Source organism: Hyphomicrobium sp. CS1BSMeth3, assembly GCF_900117415.1.
Lineage (GTDB): Bacteria > Pseudomonadota > Alphaproteobacteria > Rhizobiales > Hyphomicrobiaceae.
The window spans coordinates 1694080-1715645 of record NZ_FPEI01000006.1 but is presented as its reverse complement, the minus strand read 5'-3'; the positions used below and the strand labels follow the sequence as shown (position 1 = coordinate 1715645).

Genomic DNA, 21566 nt, shown 5'->3' with positions numbered 1-21566 from the left:
GTCGTTTCTCCCTGCGTCCATCATTGGGACGAGGGAAGCAAATGCGTCGGCGCTCAGCAAGTGTCGCGATGAAAGCGCGACCAGCTACCCGCGCCCCTTGGCAAGAAACGCCCCCGCGCCCGCGCCAAAGAGCTTGGGCAGGTGCGTGTAGATATAGCGGCAGCCGCTGGCGATGACCTGCTCGAGATTGTCCGTCGTCGCGGGCATCCCGGGCGTCTTTCCGGCGGCGACGATGCGCGCGAGCGTCTTCTCGATGGCCTCCTTGACGGGCGGCGCCTTGGGATTTCCGGGGTGTCCCATGGACTGCGAGAGGTCGGACGGGCCGATGAAGTAGACGTCGATGTCGTCGACGGCGAGCAGCGCGTCGACATTCTCGATGGCTTTGGCGTGCTCGAGCTGGATGCACGTGAGGCTCTGCGAGTTCGCCTCACGCACGAAGTCCGGCATGGCCTTGGCGAGGCCGTAGCTGTCGGGGCGCGTGCCGGCGGCGAGGCCGCGGTTGTCACCGGGACCGAACTTCACGGCGGCCAGCGCGCGCCGCGCATCGTCGGCCGTATTAATGTGGGGCACCTGCACGCCGGCGGCGCCGCGGTCCATGACGGAGGTGATTTCCGCGCTCGAATTATTGCGCGGGCGCACGATGGGCGTGATGCCGCGCGCTTCCGCGGCCATGATCATGAGCTCGGCAGTCTCGAGGCCGATCGTGCCGTGCTCCATGTCGATGAGCACCCAGTCGAAACCGGCGTGCGCCGCCATCTCGACCATCTGCGGCGAGGGGATCATGATCGAGCAGCCGAGCGCGGGCTTGCCCGCCTGGAGCCGCGCCTTCATCTGGTTCGTACGCATGAGGGCGCGCTCCTGTCGCTGCGGCTGTCCGTTTATGCGGCCGGCGCGCCGTCCTCGCCGCCGTCGCCGTTCTCTCCGTTCTCGCCATTCGTGCCGTCATCCGGGATGCGCTCGACGGAGGCGACGGTCTCGTCCTCGTCCGTGCGGAAAATGCGCACGCCCTGCGTGTTGCGGCCGGCAACGCGCACATCATCGACCGGGCAGCGAATGAGCTGGCCGCCGTCGGTGACGAGCATGATCTGGTCACTGTGCTCGACCGGGAAGGACGCGACGAGCGGTCCGTTGCGGTCGTTGACGACCATGGCGAGAATGCCTTTGCCGCCGCGGCCGCTGACCCGGTACTCGTAGGACGACGTGCGCTTGCCGAAGCCGCGATTGGAAACGGTGAGCACGAACTGCTCGCGCGCGCCGAGCTCAGCATAGCGCTCGGGCGTCAGCTCCTCGCTGGTGGCTTCCTCGACCTCGGCGTCCGGCGCAGCTTCCTCGGCGCCATTCTCCGCGCCTTCGCCCGTGGCACGGCGCACGGCGCTCGCCTGCTTGAGGTAGGCCGCGCGCTCGGCCGGCGTTGCCTCCACGTGAGCGAGGATGGCCATGGAGATGACCCGGTCCTCATCATCGAGCCGGATGCCGCGCACGCCCGTCGAGTCGCGGCCCTTGAAGAGGCGCACGTCATCGGCGGGGAAGCGAATGCACTGGCCGACGGCCGTCGTGAGCAACACGTCGTCGCTCGGGGCGCAGAGCGCGACGTCGACGATCTGGTCGCCTTCGTCGAGCTTCATGGCGATCTTGCCGTTGCGATTGATGTTCTCGAAATCCGCGAGGCTGTTGCGACGGACATTGCCGGAGCGCGTCGCGAACATCAGCTCGCGATCGGCCCAGGTGCTCGCATCCTCGGGGAGCGGCAGGATGGTCGTGATGACCTCGCCCTGCTCGAGCGGCAGAAGGTTGATGAGTGCCTTGCCCGTGCCCTGCGGTGTTGCGGCAGGAAGCCGCCAGACTTTCATGCGGTAGCACATGCCGCGTGAGGAGAAGAACAGCAGCGGCGTGTGCGTCGAGGCAATGAAGAGCTGCGTGACGATATCCTCGTCGCGGGTCGTCATGCCGGAGCGGCCCTTGCCGCCGCGGCGCTGCGCGCGGTAGGTCGCGAGCGGCACGCGCTTGACGTAGCCCTTGAGCGAGACGGTGACGACGCAGTCCTCGCGCTGGATGAGATCCTCGTCCTCGAGGTCGCCCTCCATGGGGACGATCTCGGTGCGGCGCGGCACGGCGAACTCGTCGCGAATTGCAGTGAGCTCGCCCTTGATGATGTCGATGATGCGCGCACGCGACGCGAGGATCGAGAGATAGTCCTTGATCTCCTCGGCGAGCTTCGCGAGGTCGTTGCCGATCTCGTCGCGCCCGAGCGCCGTCAGGCGGGCAAGGCGCAGCTCGAGGATGGCCGTTGCCTGCTCGTCGGAGAGCTTGACTGTACCTACGTCCGACACGCGATGGCGCGGATCGGCGATCAGCTCGACGAGCGGCGCGATGTCCTTCGCGGGCCAGTCGCGCTCCATGAGCTGCTCTTTGGCGACGGCCGGGCTCGGCGCGCGGCGGATCAGGTTCACGACATCGTCGATGTTGGCGACAGCGATCGCCAAACCGACGAGGATGTGGGCGCGATTGCGCGCCTTGGCGAGCAGGAACTTGGTCCGGCGGCTCACGACTTCCTCGCGGAAGGCGTTGAAGGCCTGGATCATGTCCTTGAGATTGAGCTGCTCGGGGCGGCCACCGTTGAGCGCGATCATGTTCGCGCCGAAGGTCGTCTGCAGGTCGGAGTAGCGCCAGAGCTGGTTGAGCACGACATCGGCCACCGCATCGCGCTTCAGCTCGATGACGATGCGCATGCCCTCGCGGCTCGACTCGTCCCAGATGTTCGAGATGCCCTCGATGCGCTTGTCGCGCACGAGCTCGGCGATCTTCTCGATGAGGACACGCTTGTTGACCTGGTAGGGGATTGCCGTGACGATCAACGCTTCGCGGTCGCGGCGCAGCTCCTCGACCTCGACGCGTGCGCGCATGATGATCGAGCCGCGTCCGCGGTGGTAGGCGGCCATGGCGCCAGCCTGGCCGAGAATGAGGCCACCCGTCGGGAAGTCCGGCCCCGGCACGATCTGCACGAGCTCGTCGATGGAGATGTCGGGATTGTCGAGATGCGCGATGGCCGCGTCGATGACCTCGCCGAGATTATGTGGCGGAATGTTCGTCGCCATGCCGACCGCGATGCCGCCGGCGCCGTTGACGAGCAGGTTCGGGAACTTCGCCGGCATGACCGACGGCTCTTCGCGGCTGCCGTCGTAGTTTTCCTGATACTCGACGGTATCCTTGTCGAGATCGTCGAGAATATGCTGCGTGACCTTCTGCAGACGGCACTCGGTGTAGCGCATGGCCGCGGGTGGATCGCCGTCCACCGAGCCGAAGTTGCCCTGCCCGTCGACGAGCGGCACGCTCATCGAGAATTCCTGCGTCAGGCGCACGAGGGCGTCGTAGATCGCGCTGTCACCGTGCGGGTGATAGTTACCCATCACCTCGCCGACCACCTTGGCCGACTTTACGTACTTCTTGTTCCAGTCGAGCCCGAGCTCGCTCATGCCGTAGAGAATGCGGCGATGCACGGGCTTGAGGCCGTCGCGCACGTCGGGAAGGGCGCGCGACACGATCACGCTCATGGCGTAGTCGAGATAGCTGCGCCGCATCTCGTCGGAAATCATGACCGGGCGGATGTCGCTCGAGTCCTGGCCGCCGCCGTCACTAGTCTTGTCCTGGTCAGCCACGTTCGCTCACCTGCTGTAGGCCGAGAATGGGCGCATAAAACACGCTCCGATCCACCGAATCGGATGCACGCAACGCCGAATTTGCGCTGAGGTATAGCACGCCGGCGCCCTGCGGCAATGGCGCGAAAGCGCCTGCTTCAGGGCCAAATCCGCGCATCTAAATGTAATGACTATCAATGGTTTATTTAGCCCGTAGACGCTGCAAAAGCTGTTCGATCGTAGGGCCGGTTTGAACAAGCAGAACCGCCATGAGAATAAGCCCCGCGCCGCACCATCCGGCAAGGGACAGGCGCTCGCCGAGGAGCATATAGGCGGCAAGTGCTGCAAACAGCGTTTCGCTCGAAACGATGATCGCTGCCTCGGTCGGCGGGGTGTACTTCATGGCAATGGCGAGCAGCGTAAAGGTCAGCGCGCTCGAGAGGAGGCCGACGTAGGCGATCTCGCGCCAGGCGGCAGCGAGCGCGGTCAGCGAGATCGGTTCGGAGAGAAGCGCGCCGGTCAGTCCGAGCACGGCGACGACCGCGAACTGGATGGCGCTGAACGTCACCGGCCGGGCGTGGCGTGTCGCCTGCGCGACAATCACCACGTGCGCCGCCCAGAAGAAGGCCGAGATGGCCACGAGCAGATCGCCATGGGCAAAGCTGCCGATCGTGCCGCCCCCGAGCAGCCATACGCCGACGAATGACATGACTACGGCCGGCCACACGATCCAGGCGGGCGCGCGACGCATCACGATCCAGACGAGGAAAGGCGTGATGACGACGTAGAGCGCCGTCAGGAAGCCGGCATTTGTCGCCGTCGCGGTGACGATCCCGACCTGCTGAAGGGCCGCGCCGAGGAAGAAGGCGAGCCCCGCGAGCGCCGCAATGCTCAGGAGACCGCGCGGGAACTGGTCCGGTGCCTCGCGGCCCTCGCGGATTGCGAGCGGCGTCAGCGCCAGCATGGCAACCGTCGAGCGCGCGGCGACGAACAGCAGCGGCCCGACGTGCGCCATGGCCGTCTTCTGGAAGACGAAGGCGACGCCCCAGATGACCGCGGCCAGAATGAGCAGGAGATCGGCATGAATGCGGCGCATGGGCAACCTTGAAACGATCGGCGAGAAAGGGGTCGCGGAAGCGCGGCAATGCCGGTGACGGGCTTTATAGCCTGAACGGCGCGCAAGTCACTCCCGGCCCCTCCGACGGCGGCGCAGGTACGGAGGCGAGCCTTGCAAAGCGGGGCCACGGCCCTAGAGTACGCGCGCACCTCCAGTCGCGCGAGTAAGCTCATGACCCGAACCGGCCCGCTCTCTGCCATCACCGTGCTCGACATGAGCCAGGGCATTGCCGGCCCTTCGTGCGGCGGCTATTTCGCCGAGCACGGTGCGCGCGTGATCAAGATCGAGCCGCCGGAAGGGGATTGGATGCGCCATCTCGGCACGCGCATCGACGGCATGTCCTCGCAGGCTATCGCCTACAACCGCGGCAAGGAAAGCCTCGCGATCGATCTTCGCAAGCCCGAGGGCCGGGATGTCGCGCTGAAGCTCGCCGAATGCGCCGAGGTCGCCATCGAGAGCGCGCGGCCGGGCGTTTTCGAGCGCCTCGGCCTCGGCTTCGAGGCGCTCAAGGCGCGCAATCCCGACATCATCTACGTCTCGGTTTCCGGCTGGGGCCAGCGCGGCCCCAACCGCGAGCGCCCCATGGTCGACACGATCGGGCAGGCCGTCTCGGGGTTCATGAGTGCGGCGCGTTCGCGCGAAGGGGCGCCCGTCAAAGTCGACGTCCCGTTCATCGATGCGTTCACCGGCCTCTATGCCTTCCAGGCGGCGAGCATGGCGCTTTGGGGAAAGGCCAAGGGCAGCGGCGCGAGGCACATCGATATCTCGCTCATGCAGGCGGCGGCTCATGTGCAGGCGCCGAACATTCTCGAGTACGGCTTTGTGGGCCGGCCGCCGGGCCTCCTCAATCCTCCGGCGGGGAACTACCGCACGAAGGACGGGTGGATCGCCATCACGCTCGTCAATCAGGCGCAGTTCGAGGGAATATGCCGCGCGATTTCTCGCGCGGATGTCATCACCGACGCACGCTTTACGACGGTCGCGGGCCGCAAGGAGAACGTGGCGGCCTTGCGCGCGATCCTGGATGAAGCCCTGACGGCCCGTACGACGGCGGAATGGGTGGGCCTCTTCGAGAAGGAGGGCGCGCTCGCGAGCGGCATCAATACCTATAGCGACTGGCTTACTGATCCGCATGTGCAGGCCGTGGAGGCTGCGCCCTACTATGTGCTCGCGGATGGCGGGAAGGTGCCGCTGCCGCATCTCCCAGGGCAGCGCCGCTACGATGCATCGGTCCCGACGGTCGGCCAGCACACGCGGGCGCTCCTTACCGAGGTCGGCATGGGAAGCAAGGCCATCGACAGGCTGCTCGCGTCCCATCTGGCGCGCCAGGGCGGCGAGGAACACTGAAACATGACGCCGGAAGAGCATCACCATCTCGCATCGAAGAACTTCGGCCCGCAGCGCTATTTCGAGGATTTCGCGATCGGCGAGACCTTCTACATTCCCTCGCGCACCGTGACGGATGGGCAGTTCGCCGCCTTCCAGGCCGCCTCCGGCGACAATCATCCCATTCACTACGACCGGCCGTACTGCAAGGCGCACGGCCATCGTGACCTGCTCGCGCACGGGATGCAGGTGCTCATTCAGTCCGCTGCGGGAGCCGGCGTGTTTCCGTTCCTCGTGCAGGAGAGCCTGCGCGCCTTCATCGAGCAGTCCTCGCGCTTTCTTGCCCCGGTCTATGCGGGCGACACGCTCTATCCGCTGCTCACCGTCGCGGAGCTGAAGCCTCAGCGTACGACCGGCGTTCTCGGCCTCGCCTCGACCATCCACAATCAGGACGGCGTGCTCGTCATGGACGGCATGCAGCGCTACCTCATCCGCAAGCGGGTTATTTGATTTGCCGCGGGCTGCCGGGAAGAGGTGCTGTGGCTTCCTGGTACGACCTACCGGCCGGCGCGCAGTCGCGCGCTCATGACTACTGTGCGCCGGTGCCAATCGCGTCCCCTCGCCCGCGAGCGGACAGCGCTCGCGTGTTGCGCCCTACTTCCCCCTCTCCCCATTGTCTTCAATGGGGAGAGGGCTGGGGTGAGGGGCGGGAACTTGCGCGACGTTAGCGTATGTCGCCGCCCCTCACCCTAACCCTCTCCCCGCAAGCGGGGAGAGGGGATGCAGGTGCGTTCGCGGTTGGCCTTGTCAGCAGCCCGCATCAAAGAGAGAGCAGCCCCGTTCGCATCCGCAGGCGCGAACGCGCTACGTCGATGGCGGCTCCGCGCCGAGCGGGAGCACGACCTCACGCATGGTCGGATCATCCGGCACGGCTTTGATCTCGAAGCCGAGATCCGCGCACATGTTGAGCATGGTCGTGTTCTCGGTGAGCACATCGCCATGCAGCACACCGATGCCGCGCGCGCGGGCGTGTGCGATGAGATGGCTCATGAGCGCCCAGCCGAGACCGCGGCCCTTGAGGTCCGAGCGCACGAGCACGGCGTACTCTGCCCGCGCGAGATCGGGATCGGCCGTGTAGCGCGCGACACCGAGCAGCGCCCCGCTCTGACGGTCGAGCGCGACGAACGCCATCTCGCGGGCGTAGTCGATCTGCGTGAGGCGGGCGAGGAACCCGAAGGAGAGCGATTTCATCGGCGCCATAAAACGCAGGCGGCGATCATAGTCCGTCACGTGAGCCATGAACTCTTCGTAGAGCGCCTCGTCCTCGGGCTTGATCGGGCGCAGCAGGATGCCGTCGAGGTCGCCGAGCGTGATCGCCTTCTCCCAATCGGCGGGATAGGGCGCAATGGCCATGGGGACGCGCGGCTCGTCCGTCTCGGACTTGAGTGCCACGCGCGCGTCGAGTGCGATCACGCCATCGGCGTCGGCGAGCAGCGGGTTGATGTCCAGCTCACGGATCTCGGGGTTCTCGGCAATCAGCTCGGAAAGGCGGACAAGTGCCGCCGCGATGCCGGCGCGATCGGCGGGTGGGCGGTCGCGATAGCCGTGCAGCAGCCGGTCGATGTGCGTCTGGCGCATGAGATGATCAGCAAGGCCGAGATCGAGTGGCGGCAGCGCAAGTGCAGTGTCCGCGACGGCTTCGACTGAAACGCCACCCGCACCGAACATGATGAGCGGGCCGAAAGTCTGATCCACGCTCATGCCGAGAATGAGCTCGTGCGCACCCGGGCGGCGGATCATCGGCGAGACCGTGAAGCGCAGGGATCGCGCGTTCGGCACGGCGGCGCGGACGCGCTCCAGCATGCGCTCGGCCTCGCGCGCGGCATCTTGCGGTGCTGCAATGTTGAGGCGCACGCCGCCGACATCCGATTTGTGAATGACATCGGGCGAGAGGATCTTGACGACGACCGTGCTGCCGGTGGCGACAATCTGCTCGGCAACCCTGCGGACCTCCTCCGGATTCTCAGCGACCGATGTCGGCACGACGGGTATTCCATAGGCGGCCATGAGCGCCTTGCCGTCGGCCTCGCTGAGCATCCTGGTGCCTTCGCGAAGTGCGCGCTCGATGATCTCGCGGGCCTTGGCTCGATCGATCCTCACCTCGGGATCCATGGCCGGCGGCGCCCGCATGAGCTCGTTCTGGGCCCGCGTGTAGCGCACGAGCTGCATGAAGCCGCGCGCGGCAGCAGAGGGTGTCTCGTAGGTGGCGATGCGCGCAGCCGAGAAGAGGCGGCGGGCCTCCTCGGCGGCGGGATTGCCGAGCCAGTTCGTGAGTACGGGCTTGTTGATCTTGCCGGCTGCGCGGCGCTTTGCGAGCGTATCGACGATGCGCTCTGCAATGTCGGTACTGGAGGCGAGCGCCGTCGGGCAATTGATGACGAGGAGTGCCGAGGGATCGGGATCCTCGAGCAGGATCTGGAAGGCGGCGTCATAGCGCTCGGGGCTGGCATCGCCGATCACATCGACGGGATTGGCCTTGGACCAGTTCGCCGGCAGCACGGCGGAGAGCTTTGCGCGCGTAGCATCCGACAGCTTGGCCAAGTCGCCGTCGAAGTCGGCGAGACGATCCGCGGCGAGCACGCCGGCACCGCCGCCGTTCGTGAGGATCATGAGCTGCTCGCTCGCGAGACGCGGAACGCGCGTTAGCGCCTCCGCGGCCTCGAAAAGCTCGTCGAGGTCGGTCACGCGCAGCAGGCCCGCGCGGCGGAAGGCGGCCTCGTAGGCATTGTCAGCGCCGGCAAGCCGGCCTGTGTGCGAGGCTGCCGCGGCGGCGGCCGCTGCATGACGCCCGGATTTGACCACGACCACCGGTTTGACGCGCGCGGCGCGCCGGGCAGCCGACATGAACTTCTGCGCGTTGGTGACCGCCTCCATGTAGAGGAGGATGGCTTTGCTGCGCGTGTCGCCCGCGAGATAGTCGAGCATGTCGCCGAAATCGACATCGCTCATGTCGCCGAGCGAGACGACGTGCGAGAAGCCGATTTTGCGCTCGGCCGCCCAGTCGACGATGGCGGTTACCAACGCGCCCGATTGCGAGAGCAGTGCAAGCTCGCCCGCCGCCGGCGCGATGTGCGAGAAGCTCGCATTGAAGCCGAGATGCGGCAGCATGAGCCCGATGTTGTTCGGCCCCAGCACGCGGAAGAGCTTCTCGCGCCCGGCCTCGAGTGTCGCGATCTTCTGTGCCTCGCTGAGGCCGGCGGTGATGACGATCGCGGCGCGGGTGCCGCGCGCAGCGAGCTCGGCGACGATGCCGGGTATGGTCGCGGGCGGGGTCGCGATGACGGCGACATCGGGCGCTGAGGGCAGGCCGCCGATGCTCGCATGGCAGGCGTGGCCCTCGATTGCCGCGTGCTTCGGATTGACGAGATAGATATCGCCTTTGAAGCCGCCACTCAGAAGATTGCGTGTGACGGTGTTGCCGATCGAGCCCGGGCGCGGGCTCGACCCGATCAGCGCGACGGAGCGCGGCTCCATCAACGCATCCAGATTGCGCATCGTCATGTTGTCGAAGGCTCCTGTGCCTGAGGGGCGCTGAGCAAGGGAATGAGGGCGGCCGCTTTCCGGCACAACGCCTCGAACACGCCGCCGGCATCGAGCCGATGCCAGGTGATATCGCCGAGCTCATAGTGGAGCTGGCGCGCGACGACATCGGCCGTAGCATCCGACGCATCGCCCGTGCGCGCGGTGACGCGGCTCTTGAGTATTTGGCCGGGTGCATCGAGCCAGAGGCCGACGAACGGCACGCGCGCGGCCTCGGCGACGCGCGCGATCGCCGCTCGCTCTTGCGGCGACGCATGAACGGCATCGACCACCACCGAATAGCCTGTCGCGAGGACCCGCGCCGCCTTCTCGTTCAAAGAGGCATAGACCTGCTCGGTGACAGTCTGTGTGTAGGCGTCGTCCGGGAGGCGATCGGTTTCGCCGATCCCATGAAGCCGTTTGCGCTCGAGGTCGCTGCGCAAGTGGACGGCTCCTGGCCCGAGGCCGATGTGGGGCGCGATGGCAGCGGCGAGCGTCGACTTTCCACTGCCCGAAAGCCCGCCGACCGCGACGAGGCATGGCTGCGCCGGCGCGAGATACTGGACGGCCTGCACCAGATAGCGGCGCGCGTCATCGAGCACGTCGGGCAACGCGCGGTCAGCCCCTACAATCCGATGCAGATCGACCATGGTGCGGACGCCCGCGCGTACGGCAAGGAACAGCGGCAGCGCCGCGAGGCCTTCGAGATTTTTCTCGTCGGCGCGCCAGAGATAGCGATTGAGCACATTGTTGGCGCGTGCGCGCAGGCCGCGATGCTCGAGATCCATGAGCAGGAAGGCGAGATCGTAGAGAATGTCGATCGTCGCCAGGGCCTCGTCGAACTCGAGGGCGTCGAACGGCGTGGGCCGCCCCTTCCACAGGACCAAATTGCCGAGATGCAGATCACCGTGGCAGCGCCGCCGGAAGCCTGCGCGCGCACGTTCGGCGAGCAGATTGCGCACACGATCGAGATGGGCGCGCGCGAGGGCTTCGAACTCCGCGCGTTGCGCGCCGATCACTGGATCACCGCAGCGCGCGCACGCCTCGGCGACGTCCGAGATGATCTGATCATAGCGCGCGATGCCGTCGCCGCTCGTTGCAACGGTCGCCGCTTCGTGCGCGGCGAAGACAACGTCGGCCATGGCCTTTGCCATGGCCTGATCAATGCGGCCCTGATCCGCGACGTGGCTCAGAAGATCGCTTTGCGCGAAGCGGCGCATGTGCAGGACGATCTCGACCGTCTCGCCATCGCCGCCGAAGACCAGATTGCCATCGTGTGTGCGCGTAATGCGCTCGAGGCCGAGATAGATGTCGGGTGCTGCCGTTCGATTGATCTCCAGCTCGCGCGCGAGGGCCGCTTGCCGCTGCGCCAGCGTCGTGAAGTCGAGATAGGGGAGGTGCACGTGCTTCTTGACCTTGAAGGCATCCTCGCCCGCGAGAAAAATGCGCGCGGCATGGGTCTCGATCACGTCCACGCGCTCGGGCCGGATCGGATAAGAAGCAGCATTGGCCAGGAAGCCCGTGATCTCTGCTTCGCTCGGCGGGCTTCCTCCTCGGCTGTCCGGTCCGATGGGGTGGCTCCTTTTCGTCTCGGCGGCGCGTGCCCGACCTTTTTGACCAGTGAAGGTTTTGAAGTCGAGTCGCATTGATAGGCATCAAACCCCGGGATTGCGAACCTGGTTTGACCCGCCGCGCGCCGACATGGCAGTCTGGCCGCGGAGCAGGCGCCCAATTTCTGGAGGAAGCCGTCAATGGCCATGGACGCGGAGAAGCTGCGCAACTGGAAGTTCGAGGACGTCATCCAGACGTTCACCAAGCGCGACACGATGCTGTACGCGCTGGGTGTCGGCGCCGGGAGCGATCCGCTCGACGAGAGCGAGCTGCGCTACGTGTACGAGGACGATCTGGTGGCCCTGCCGACCATGGTCACGGTGCTCGGCTACCAGGGCTTCTGGCTCAAGGACAGCGGCACGGGCGTCGACTGGCGCAAGGTCGTCCACGGTGAGCAGGCGATCACCATTCATGCGCCTGTGCCGACCTCGGGCACGTTCATCGGCCGCACGCGCATCACCGGCCTCATCGACAAGGGCAAGGATCGCGGCGCGCTGCTGATCTCCGAGCGCGACATCATCGCAAAGGAGAGCGGCACGCACATTGCAACGCTCGTCTCGACGAGCTTCCTGCGCGGCGACGGCGGCTTTGGCGGCCCCTCGGGGCCGACGCCGGCCGTGCACACGCTGCCCGAGAAGGCACCCGATGCCACGCTCGACATTCCGACGCTGCCGCGCCAGGCGCTCATCTACCGGCTGTCGGGCGACATGAACCCGCTCCATGCCGACCCGAAGGTCGCGGCAGTCGCCGGCTTCCGCGCGCCGATCCTGCACGGTCTGTGCTCATTCGGTGTTGCGGGGCGCGCGCTCGCCAAGCTCGCCTGTGGTGGTGATGCGAGTCGCATCAAGCACATGCAGGTGCGTTTTTCCTCGCCCATCTATCCCGGCGAGACCATCCGCACGGAGATCTGGCGCAACGGCGCGGAAATTTCCTTCCGCTCGCGCTGTGTCGAGCGTGATGTCGTGATCCTCAACAACGGTCTTGCACGGATCGCGGCTTAAAATGAATTCGTGCCCGGGGCTCTCCCCGGGCACTCGTTCTTTTTCAGGTAGCTGCGCGCCTAGGTCAGGGCGCGCTAGACCTTGAACTTGATGAAGTCGAGGAACTCGCGGAGCACGGTCGACCACCAGCTGATGGTCTCGTCGAAGTTGGCATTGCAGACGCCACCCCGCAGGTTGATGTTCAATTCGATCGTCGCGTCGCCATCCTTGTCGATGGCCGCCTTGCCGAAGCGCTTGGTGGTATTCCACTCGTTCATGCGCTCGATCGTCTGCTTCTGGTTCTGCGTGAAGCCGGCGCGGAACTGGACGGAGTTGCACTTTTCCCCGCTCGTGCAGCCGTAGAAGTAGATCTGGTAGCGCACGCCATGCATGCGGCCGTCGATCTTGGGATCGCCCCGATTGTCGGTGCCGATCTCCGCCGAGCCGTAGCCGCGCGCGAGATGGAAAATCCGGGACGGATCGGAGCCGTCCACGATGTTGGTGCATGAGGACTGGGCAGCGGCGGGACCGATCGCGAAGACGAGGGCGAGCAGTAGGACGAGGAAATGCATGGATGAACCTCCGGAGAATCGCATCCGGGGGGCATCTAACCACCCTGAGGCTGACACGATCAAGACGAGGTCGGAGGGGTAATTGCGACTTATGTCGCTTCGCGAACAAGGCGTTGCCGAAGCTCCTCAGCTCCTTCTCATCCGGTCCTTATCCGGCCGGCGGCCGCCCGCATGGCTCTCCGCCATAGCAGCATATTGACTTTACCGTGCCCGCACGGTCACCTGAGACGGAGACTCCGTATGCGCAGCAATGCGCGTCAATAAGTGGGGCGACAGTAGGGAAGGAGCCGAACGTGTCGGGCACGGGAACACAGCAGGGCAGGCCAGCACAACCTGACAGGGCCGCTGGCCTCGCGGCGAGCTACGACGTCATCATCGTCGGTGCCGGTTTTGGCGGCATGTACATGCTGCACCGCCTGCGGGCGCTCGGCCTCTCCGCGCGCGTTCTCGATGTGGCGAGCGACGTCGGCGGAACCTGGTACTGGAACCGCTATCCGGGCGCGCGCTGCGACGTCGAGAGCATGCAGTACTCGTTCTCCTTCTCGAAGGAGCTGCAGCAGACGTGGTCGTGGAGCGAGCGTTTCGCCGGCCAGCCCGAGATTCTCGCCTATGCCAACCACGTCGCCGACCGCTTTGATCTCAGGCGCGACATCCAGCTCGAGACGCGGGTGACAGCGGCGCACTTCGACGAGCAGACGCGGCGCTGGACGATCAGCACGGACCGAGGCGAACAGTTCTCCGCGCAGTTCTGCGTGATGGCGACGGGCTGCCTTTCGACCGCGAAGCTCCCCGAGATCACAGGACGGGATTCCTATCAGGGCGCGACCTACCACACCGGCTACTGGCCGCACGAAGGGGTGGATTTTAGCGGGCTGAAAGTCGCCGTGATCGGCACCGGCTCGTCGGCCATCCAGGCCATCCCGGTCATCGCGGAGCAGGCAGCGCATCTCACCGTCTTTCAGCGCACACCGAACTACTCGATCCCCTCGCGCAATGGCCCCATGACGCCGGATTACGAGGGACCGTGGAAGTCGGACTATGAGAGGCGTCGCGCCAAGGCACGCACCATGCGCACGGGCATTCTCTATGGCGTCGAGAACGAGACCTGGGGTCTCAACAATGTCTCCGCCATGGATGTCTCGCCGGACGAGCGCCAGCGCATCTACGAAGAGCGCTGGGCCGTGGGCGGTACAGCCTTCATGGCGGCCTTCAACGATCTCATCACCAACGAGGCCTCCAACGATACCGCCGCGGAGTTCGTACGCTCGAAGATCCGCGAGACGGTGAAGGACCCCGAGACGGCAGAGGCGCTCTGCCCGCACGACTACCCGATCGGAACCAAGCGTATCTGCATCGATACGGACTACTTCGAAACCTACAACCGGCCGAACGTGAAGCTGGTCGATCTGCGCAAGACGCCGATCGAAGCGATCACGCCCAAAGGCGTGCGCACGACCGCGGGCGAGCAGGCGTTCGACGCGATCGTCTATGCGACCGGCTTCGACGCGATGACCGGCACGCTGATGAGCATCGACATTCGCGGGCGCGATGGCGTGGAGCTCCGCGAGAAGTGGGCGGCCGGTCCGCAGACCTACCTCGGGCTCATGTGCGCGGAATTGCCGAACCTCTTCATGATCACCGGGCCGGGCAGTCCGTCGGTGCTGAGCAACATGATCGTTTCCATCGAGCAGCACGTGGACTGGCTTGTCGATGCGCTGGCGCACATGCGCGCCAACGGCATCGAGACGATCGAGCCGAGGGCCGATGCGGAGGTAAGCTGGGGCCAGCACGTGAACGAGGCGGGGCACCGCACGCTCTATGTGAAGGCTGCCTCCTGGTACATGGGGGCCAACGTGCCGGGCAAGCCGCGCATGTTCATGCCGTATATCGGCGGTGTCGGCGTCTATCGCCAGGAGTGCGACGACGTCGCCGCCAAGGGCTACGAGGGCTTCGTTCTCACGCGAGGCGATGAGCGTGCCGTCGCGGCGGAATAGGCGTTCGGCCGCTTCTCGCTTTCACGATCGCAGAATGATCAACGACCGCTCCGGATGAACCGAAGCGGTCGTCTTGCTCATAGGCTAAGAGCCTGCGCTGGCTGATCAGCGGCCGCGGCCGCCACCATCACCACCGCCGCCTCCGCCGCCGCGTCCACCGCCGCCGCCACCACCGCCGCGACCGCCGCCTCCGCTCATGGCACCGCCGCCACCGCGACCGCTCGAGGCACCGCGACCGCCATCACCACCGCGACCACCGCCTCGGCTCATGCCGTCACGGCCACCGCCGCGACCGCTCATACCCTCACGTCCGCCACCACGGCGGCCACCATCAAAGCTGCGACGCTCCGAGGGGCCGCGGTTGACACGGCGTCGGTCGCCGCCACGGTCCCATCCAGGATTGCGACGTTGCCAGGCGCGGCTCTGATGGCGCCATCCGTGCCAGCCCGGGCCACCGCCCCAACCGAAACCGCGTCGCCAGCCGTAGCCGCACCAATACCAGCCGGGGCCATTCCAGGCATCCCAGTAGTAGCACCAGCGCCGCCCGCCGAAGACGATGACCTGGGTTTTCTCGACCATGGCATGAGGGTCGATCAGGGCCTTCGTCCCAACACCGCCCGTGACTGGGGCGGCTTGAGCGCTTGTGAAAAATGCGCCGGCAACAAGAAAAGCTGCGCCTGCGCCCACACGTCTTAACGACATTGGGTGTCTCCTTCGCACGTTGGCGGTGAGGACAATGCCGCGCATATGTGCGGCGCAGGAACACACACTGTAACCCACCCCGGCAAGGTTAACCTTGCCGCGATTATCCTCATCGCTGCCTTAAACGCGCGAGCGGATGATCTGTTCCCTTTATTGGGCTGGCGCCACCTCGAGCGTGCCCGCGCCAGTGCGTGCGTGGAGGTCGGGCCGGTACATGTCCTCGACTGAAGCGGCGGGGTGCACGTAGCGGCCCGGCGTGACGGCGCGCACGATGTACGCCACCGTCGCGGCGGGCTTGGTTCCGGTGCTGCGGTCCTCGCCCTCGAAGTAGTTGAAGGCAGCGACGAAGCGGTCATCGCGGAACTCGGTGTGCGCGGGCTTGCCGGATGCACCGACCCACGCGAGGCTCTTCGTATCGCCGCTGTCGACGAGACGCGGGTTCTCGATCTCGAAGCCCGCCGGCAGACGATCGACGAGCAGCACGCGGCCGCCCGTGTGCTGGCCTTCCATCTTCAGGACCACCACGACGCGATCGTTCTGCTTGACGGCCATCTGCGCATCATTTGCCGCGATGGGTGTGCCATCGAGCGTGTGATAGCTGCGCGAGATCGTGAAGCCCTTCGAGACAGCGGGCTCGGCCGTGAGCGCCGATCCCGTGACCGAGACGACGGCGGAGACCGGCGCCTCGCCGCTGTTGACGACGGCGAGACCACCCTGGCCGAGATCCGATGCTGCGAGCGAGCGCGTCAGCTCGCCGCTGTGGACCGTGCCATTGACGGTGAGGCGCGTCCCGGCTGCGGCATCGCTGAGTGCGCGAGCCGCGAGCAGCATCCAGGCCTGCTCCTGCGTCGATGTATACGTGCGCGTGGCCTGCGCCCGCTCGATGACGCGGGCGAGCTGCGGTGCCTCGCTGACGAGCGTACGCGTCTCCGAGACGAGCGTCAGCACGGCCGCACCATCGCGCAGGCGCGAGCCATAGTCGGCGCGGCCGTTGTCGGCAGCGTCATCGCCCATGCGGGCGAGGGCGGCACGGAAGGCACGTTCGGCGCGGGGCTTGTCGCCGGTCATGGCGAGTGCTGCACCGATCTGGGCCTGCGCGAGCGCCGACGAGAAACGCTCGAGGCGCGTGTCGGCGTAGTAGCGCAGCTCCCCGACGGGCGCGCGGCCATTACGGGCGAGGACGTAGAGCGCATAGGCGCGCGCCTCTCCGCCCTTCTCGAAGTCCTGGGCATACGAGATGAAGTTGGCGAGCCGGTCGAGCGCCTGCGTGAGCTGCCGCTCGGGCACGGTATAGCCAAGCTCCTTTGCGCGCGTCAGGAAGTCCGTGACGTAGCCCGTGAGCCAGAGATCGGGCTCGCCCGGTCCCCAGATGCCGAAGGCGCCGGACGCATCCTGCATTTCGAGAACGCGCGCGACGGCTTTCTCCACGCGCTCCTTGAGCTGCCTTTCCTCGGCGAGGCCGATGCGCTTCGCGACATCGTTGACATAGAGCAGCGGCAGCGCGCGGCTCGTCGTCTGTTCGGCGCATCCGTAAGGATAGCGGTCGAGCGAGGCGAGGAGGCCCGGCACGTCCATGCCGGCAGAGGGGCCGACATTGAGCGCAAGGCGTGCGCTCGACGGGATGAGATCCGCGAGCAGATCCGACGAGAGGCTCAGGCGCCCGCCCTTGGCTGCAAGGTTTGCGACGACCGTGCGGCGGATGTCGTTGGCCGGCGGCATGACTTCCAGCGCCACACGACGGCGCACCTCGATGCCGTCAGGTCCGCTGACGCGCACGTTATAGACGTGACGACCGAGGCTCGCCGGCTTGATGGCGATGCGCTCCGCACTGCGCTGGTTCGGCGCGAGGCGCGGATTGCGCTGGGCGAGCGAGGTCGCAAGACCCTGCGGATTCTCCTGCTCGGCCGTGAGCTGGTAGCCGGTGTCGGGCCCCTCGATGTTGTGCACGTCGATGGCGATGCTGGCTTCGTCACCGAGACTGAGGAAGCGCGGCGCCGTGACTGTGAGCGCAAGCGCATCACGCACGAGGACATCCGAACCCGTCGAGCCAACCTTGCCGGCGCTCCAGGCGACGGCCATGAGGCGAACCGTGCCATTGAAGTCCGGCAGATCGAATTTCGCCTCCGCCGTGCCATCGGCCTTCACCTCGACGATACCCGAGAAGAGCGCGAGCGGCTTCTCGACGGGCGGGCTGCCGCGCATGGACATGCCGCCACCACCTTCGCCGTCACCACCCGAGCGCAGCGAGCCGCGCGTCGCGCGCATGCCGTCGATCAGGCGGCCATAGAAGTCGCGGATCTCGACGCCGAGACGACGCTGGGCATGGAAGTGACGCTCGGGCGCGGGCGCCTCGAAGCGCGTGAGGTTCAGAATGCCGATATCGACGGCCGCAACCGTGAGGCGCGCAGCCTCGCCGGCCTTCAGGCCTTCGATCTTGACCGGCACCGTGAGCGTGCTCGCGGGCTTGATCTTGGCCGGCGCGTTGAGCGTCAGCTTCAGCGTCTCGCTCGCCGTGTCGAGTGCGAGCCAGCGCACGCCGATGGCGCGGCTCGGCATACGCTTCGCACCTTCATCCATGGCGCGATAGAACATGGCCGTGACGTAGGCGCCTGGCATCCATTTGGCGTCGACGGGCAGGGCGATCTCGCCGCCGCCGGCCGGGACGTCGGCATCCTGCATGGTGAGGAGACCGCTCGAGAGCACGGCGAGGCGCACCTTGCCGGCCGCGCGCGCGTTGATGCGGACACGTGCGGTGTCGCCTGCTTTGTACGTAGGCTTGTCGAGCACGACGTCGAGCACCTCGGGGCTCTCGGCGTCCTCGCTCGCGTGCCAGCCGACATTGAAGAGGATGCTCGCGACGCCCGGCGCTTTCGGATCCGCGCTCGTCACCTCGATGCGATAGCGGCCCCAGTCGAGTGAAGGCGCCTCGATGCGCGCGGGCGTGGTGGCGTCGCTGGTCGCGGTGCCATTTGCGATGCGCTTCGTCGTCGTGATGGCTTCGTAGTTCCACTGGCCATCGCGGCTGTACCACTGCCAGCGCTGATTGAGCTGCACGATCTCCCACTTCAGCGCGGCGCCCGCCTTCGGCTTGCCCTCGGCATCGACGAGCACGCTCTCGAAGCGGGCCGTCTCGCCTTCGCCGACCTGGCCGCCCGAGAAGAGCGGCTTGATGCCGACTCGGGCCGCGCGCGTGTCGACCGGCAGGCGGACGCTGCGCTCGATGGTGCGGCCGCTCGGCTCGCGCAGGCGAACCATGATCTCGGCTTCGAGTGGCTTTGCCGTCTTGGGGATAGCGGGCAGGCGCACGCCGATCAGGCCGCGGCCGTCGGCGCCAGTCTGCGGCAGGCTTTCGAGCGGCTGGCGCACGGGCATGACCTGCTCGCCGGCAAGGCCGAACTTGTAGCCCGGAAGCCCGGGGAGGTCGCCCGTTGCAAGGCGCACGTTGATGTCGCCTTCCATGGCGAGGCCGGCGGCCGGCGGGCCATAGAGATAGCGGCCGTTGATTGCGATCGACGCCGTCTCCTCGATGGCAATGGCCTTGCTCTGCGGCTCGAGCGTGAGCGACAGGCGCTCCGGCACGAAATCCTCGACTAGGAAGGAAGTCTGCGCGAGGGCCTTGCCCTTCACGTCTGTATGGAGGCGGGCACGCCACGTTCCCGTCATCGCGGTCGGGGGAAGCGCGAGCGTCGCAGCGCGCCCGCCAAGCTGTGCGTCATTGAGGACAATGCGGCGATGCTCGACGCCATCGGGCCGCGAGAGGATCAGGGTCGCCGGCGTATCGGAGGCAGCACCCGTGCGATCGCGCAGCAGGGCGACGAGGTACACGGGCTCGCCGGGGCGATACACGCCGCGGTCCGCATAGACATAGCCGTCGAGAGGACCGGGCTGCTCGCGGCCCTTCACGCCGCGGTCGGTGAGGTCGAACGCGGCTGTCGCGAGATCGAGGAAGGCGTAGTCCTTGTTGCCTTCGGCGACGAGGAGCGCGGGAGCAAGGCCACCCGTGCCGCGCATGAGGCCGGCATCGAAGCGCACGTAGCCGCGCGCGTCCGTGCGACCGGTCGCCAGCACCTCGTTGTTGCGCGCGACGAGGCGTACCGCGATGTCGCCGACGGGTGAGGCTGCGCCGAGCGCGCGCACGAAAGCGTGCAGGCCGTCGTCACCGGAAAGGGCCGTCAGGCCGAGATCGGAAACGATGAACCACTGCGTCGCGGGCACCTGGTACTCGCCGCGCTTGGCATCGACGGCGGAGGCAATGATCAGATAGACGCCGGGCGCGAGATCGGGGATGGCTTCGCTGACGGGGATGGCCGTTGTCACGTCCTCATTGAGGCGGCTCGCGATGTCGAGCTCACCCTGCCACACGCGCTGGCCGCTCCTGTCGCGAATGGTTTCGAGCTCGTAGGTCTGCACCTGCTTGAGGAATCCGTCGAGCGTGGTGGCGCCGGCAAGCGCGCGGTCGCCGATGCGCAGGATCTCGATCGCGGCCTTGCTGGCATTGACCGAGACGAGCGGAATGCCCTGCTGGCCGCGGTTCGGCAGCACGTAGGCGCGGCCCGTGAAGCGCACGGACGGCGCGCGGTCGCGCACGTAGACGGCGATCTCGGAGGCTTTGGAGAGGTTCTCGCCCACTGTCGAGGGAAGGCCCGCACGGAGCTGCACCTCGTAGCGCTTGCCGTGCTCGAGGCCGTCAATGCAGAGCTGCTGGCCCTCGACCGTCACGTTCTGCGGCTCGCGTCCGTCAATGGCGACGAATTTCTGGAGGTCGCCGACCGCGCTCGGCAGGCGCTCGGAGAAATTGATGCAGAGGCGTGGCTCGACGGCGTCGGACTCGGTTTTGTAGTCGACGACGCGGAAGCCGTGCTCGGCGCGCAGCGCTTCGAGCATGTCTTTGACCTCGTCGGTATCGACGAGGCGCACGCTCGCGGCGAGCGCTTCAATGGCCGGGCGCCACATGGAGCGCGCCTTCAGGGCCTCGCCGAGAGCTGCGAGGGCTTCCGCGCGCTGCTGGTCGCTTGTCGCGCTCTCCAGTGCGCGATAGGCGGCGCCTGAGGCGTTCACGGGAATGGAGTAGCGCTCGGCAGGGCGCGCCGGGTCCGGCGTCATGGCGAGGAGCGCCTTGGCAAGGCCTGTCCAGGCCGCCGTATCCTTCGCGTCGGTCACGACTGCTGTCGCGAGGTGGCGCGCGGCGACGCGGGCGTCGCCCCCGTCGGCAAGGACCTTCAGGCCCGCCTCACGAAGCTGGCGCGCTGTCTGCTTGCCCGGTTTGAAGGCCCCCTTGAGGTAGCTCTCGTAGCGTTCCGCGTCCTTGCTGACGACGGGGTGCGAGAAGAGCGGTTGCGGCTGCTGGGCGAGGGCCGGCAGGCTCAAGAAGAGCAGGAGGCCGAGCACGAAGGCGATCGGGCGGGTGAAGAACATCGAGGCGAATCCCGGGGCGCGAGGAATGGGGCCGGCCGACAGGTTCTGCTTGGGCTGGCAGAACCGAGTTCAGCGCCGGTCGTTGACCAATTAATGGCACCCGGAGCATCGATCCACACCGGGGCGGAAAGCAGGGTCGGCGGGCGGCAGCGGCCCGGCAAATTCCGGCAAGTTTGGGCTTAATTTTTTGTGCCGCGGGCTGCTGGGAAGACGTGCTATCGCCCTCCGCCGTGGTGCTATGCCCGCGGCGGCCATGCGGACAGGGCGCGTTGGGGCTCTAGCTGTGGTGCAATTGCACCCCTGGATCGTCGATTTCGATCCGGCGGCCCAAGCATACTTGGCGGTCCGCAGTGGCCACGCCAATATCGCTGCATACTTCTGATCATTCTCCTGGGGCGGGGACAATGTCTGTGTGTGCGTTTCGGCGTACGTTCGCGTGCCGGCGGTCGGACCGGCGTAGTTGCGCTTCTTTGACAAGCCTATCCTCCATATTGCCGGTCTTGGCGGCGATGCTTTTTGCCGTGACGCTGACAGGCTGCTCCTGGGAGCGGTGGAACGCGCCGATCGAGACATCGGTGAAGGATGCGCCCGCGGCTACACGGCAGCCGCCAGCCACCAGATCTCGCTCGGCGACA

12 protein-coding genes are annotated in these 21566 nt (G+C 66.6%); 4 read left to right on the top strand and 8 right to left on the bottom strand.

All coding sequences use genetic code 11. The annotated features are described in order from the left end of the window. Positions 1-84: 84 nt before the first annotated feature. From CS1BSM3_RS23050 to CS1BSM3_RS23040, 3 genes are all read right to left on the bottom strand, one after another. Positions 85-846 carry an HpcH/HpaI aldolase family protein gene (locus tag CS1BSM3_RS23050; protein ID WP_083528830.1) on the bottom strand — a complete coding sequence of 254 codons (762 nt, stop codon included), beginning with the start codon at positions 844-846 and terminating at the stop codon, positions 85-87. Between the two features lie 32 nt (positions 847-878). Continuing rightward, positions 879-3593 (bottom strand): DNA gyrase subunit A, encoded by a 2715-nt coding sequence (gene gyrA / locus CS1BSM3_RS23045; RefSeq protein ID WP_083528985.1) that lies wholly within the window; start codon positions 3591-3593, stop codon positions 879-881. A 244-nt stretch (positions 3594-3837) separates the two neighbouring features. Then, entirely contained in the window at positions 3838-4731 is an 894-nt protein-coding gene (locus CS1BSM3_RS23040; RefSeq protein WP_072391445.1) for a DMT family transporter, read from the bottom strand. A 192-nt stretch (positions 4732-4923) separates the two neighbouring features. Here CS1BSM3_RS23040 and CS1BSM3_RS23035 point away from each other — a divergent pair, with 192 nt between their 5' ends. Both CS1BSM3_RS23035 and CS1BSM3_RS23030 read left to right on the top strand, forming a co-directional pair. Next, on the top strand, positions 4924-6099 hold the full coding sequence (locus CS1BSM3_RS23035; RefSeq protein WP_072391442.1) for a CaiB/BaiF CoA transferase family protein: 1176 nt from the start codon (positions 4924-4926) through the stop codon (positions 6097-6099). Positions 6100-6102: 3 nt separating this feature from the next. Continuing rightward, positions 6103-6588, top strand: a complete 486-nt coding sequence (locus tag CS1BSM3_RS23030) for a MaoC family dehydratase (protein WP_072391439.1) — start codon at positions 6103-6105, stop codon at positions 6586-6588. Positions 6589-6942: 354 nt separating this feature from the next. On the opposite strand, the gene CS1BSM3_RS23025 is transcribed toward CS1BSM3_RS23030, so the two are convergent. Both CS1BSM3_RS23025 and CS1BSM3_RS23020 read right to left on the bottom strand, forming a co-directional pair. Then, a complete protein-coding gene (locus CS1BSM3_RS23025; RefSeq protein ID WP_072391436.1) occupies positions 6943-9639 on the bottom strand; it encodes a bifunctional acetate--CoA ligase family protein/GNAT family N-acetyltransferase in 2697 nt (898 codons plus the stop codon). Further along, entirely contained in the window at positions 9636-11303 is a 1668-nt protein-coding gene (locus CS1BSM3_RS23020; RefSeq protein WP_083528829.1) for a bifunctional aminoglycoside phosphotransferase/ATP-binding protein, read from the bottom strand. Before CS1BSM3_RS23020 ends, CS1BSM3_RS23025 begins: the two co-directional genes overlap by 4 nt. A gap of 105 nt (positions 11304-11408) precedes the next feature. Here CS1BSM3_RS23020 and CS1BSM3_RS23015 point away from each other — a divergent pair, with 105 nt between their 5' ends. Continuing rightward, positions 11409-12269 carry a MaoC/PaaZ C-terminal domain-containing protein gene (locus CS1BSM3_RS23015; protein WP_072391433.1) on the top strand — a complete coding sequence of 287 codons (861 nt, stop codon included), beginning with the start codon at positions 11409-11411 and terminating at the stop codon, positions 12267-12269. A 74-nt stretch (positions 12270-12343) separates the two neighbouring features. Here the strand turns inward: CS1BSM3_RS23015 and CS1BSM3_RS23010 are convergent, their stop codons facing one another. Beyond that, complete coding sequence (locus tag CS1BSM3_RS23010) at positions 12344-12820, bottom strand: YbjN domain-containing protein (RefSeq protein WP_174263757.1); 477 nt, start codon at positions 12818-12820, stop codon at positions 12344-12346. Positions 12821-13113: 293 nt separating this feature from the next. Between CS1BSM3_RS23010 and CS1BSM3_RS23005 the strand changes: the two genes are divergently transcribed. Further along, positions 13114-14814, top strand: a complete 1701-nt coding sequence (locus tag CS1BSM3_RS23005; protein ID WP_280174770.1) for a flavin-containing monooxygenase — start codon at positions 13114-13116, stop codon at positions 14812-14814. Between the two features lie 105 nt (positions 14815-14919). Here CS1BSM3_RS23005 and CS1BSM3_RS23000 read toward each other — a convergent pair whose 3' ends face one another. Next, complete coding sequence (locus tag CS1BSM3_RS23000) at positions 14920-15516, bottom strand: hypothetical protein (protein WP_072391427.1); 597 nt, start codon at positions 15514-15516, stop codon at positions 14920-14922. A gap of 150 nt (positions 15517-15666) precedes the next feature. Continuing rightward, a complete protein-coding gene (locus tag CS1BSM3_RS22995) occupies positions 15667-20931 on the bottom strand; it encodes an alpha-2-macroglobulin family protein (protein WP_072391424.1) in 5265 nt (1754 codons plus the stop codon). Positions 20932-21566 lie beyond the last annotated feature (635 nt).

Coding starts and splice junctions, on each gene's coding strand:
- CS1BSM3_RS23025 (WP_072391436.1), bottom strand. CDS start 9,639: ATGACGATGCGCAATCTGGATGCGTTGATGGAGCCGCGCTCCGTCGCG.
- CS1BSM3_RS23035 (WP_072391442.1), top strand. CDS start 4,924: ATGACCCGAACCGGCCCGCTCTCTGCCATCACCGTGCTCGACATGAGC.
- CS1BSM3_RS23050 (WP_083528830.1), bottom strand. CDS start 846: ATGCGTACGAACCAGATGAAGGCGCGGCTCCAGGCGGGCAAGCCCGCG.
- CS1BSM3_RS23030 (WP_072391439.1), top strand. CDS start 6,103: ATGACGCCGGAAGAGCATCACCATCTCGCATCGAAGAACTTCGGCCCG.
- CS1BSM3_RS23040 (WP_072391445.1), bottom strand. CDS start 4,731: ATGCGCCGCATTCATGCCGATCTCCTGCTCATTCTGGCCGCGGTCATC.
- CS1BSM3_RS23015 (WP_072391433.1), top strand. CDS start 11,409: ATGGCCATGGACGCGGAGAAGCTGCGCAACTGGAAGTTCGAGGACGTC.
- CS1BSM3_RS23000 (WP_072391427.1), bottom strand. CDS start 15,516: ATGTCGTTAAGACGTGTGGGCGCAGGCGCAGCTTTTCTTGTTGCCGGC.
- CS1BSM3_RS23020 (WP_083528829.1), bottom strand. CDS start 11,303: ATGCGACTCGACTTCAAAACCTTCACTGGTCAAAAAGGTCGGGCACGC.
- CS1BSM3_RS22995 (WP_072391424.1), bottom strand. CDS start 20,931: ATGTTCTTCACCCGCCCGATCGCCTTCGTGCTCGGCCTCCTGCTCTTC.
- CS1BSM3_RS23010 (WP_174263757.1), bottom strand. CDS start 12,820: ATGCATTTCCTCGTCCTACTGCTCGCCCTCGTCTTCGCGATCGGTCCC.
- gyrA (WP_083528985.1), bottom strand. CDS start 3,593: ATGATTTCCGACGAGATGCGGCGCAGCTATCTCGACTACGCCATGAGC.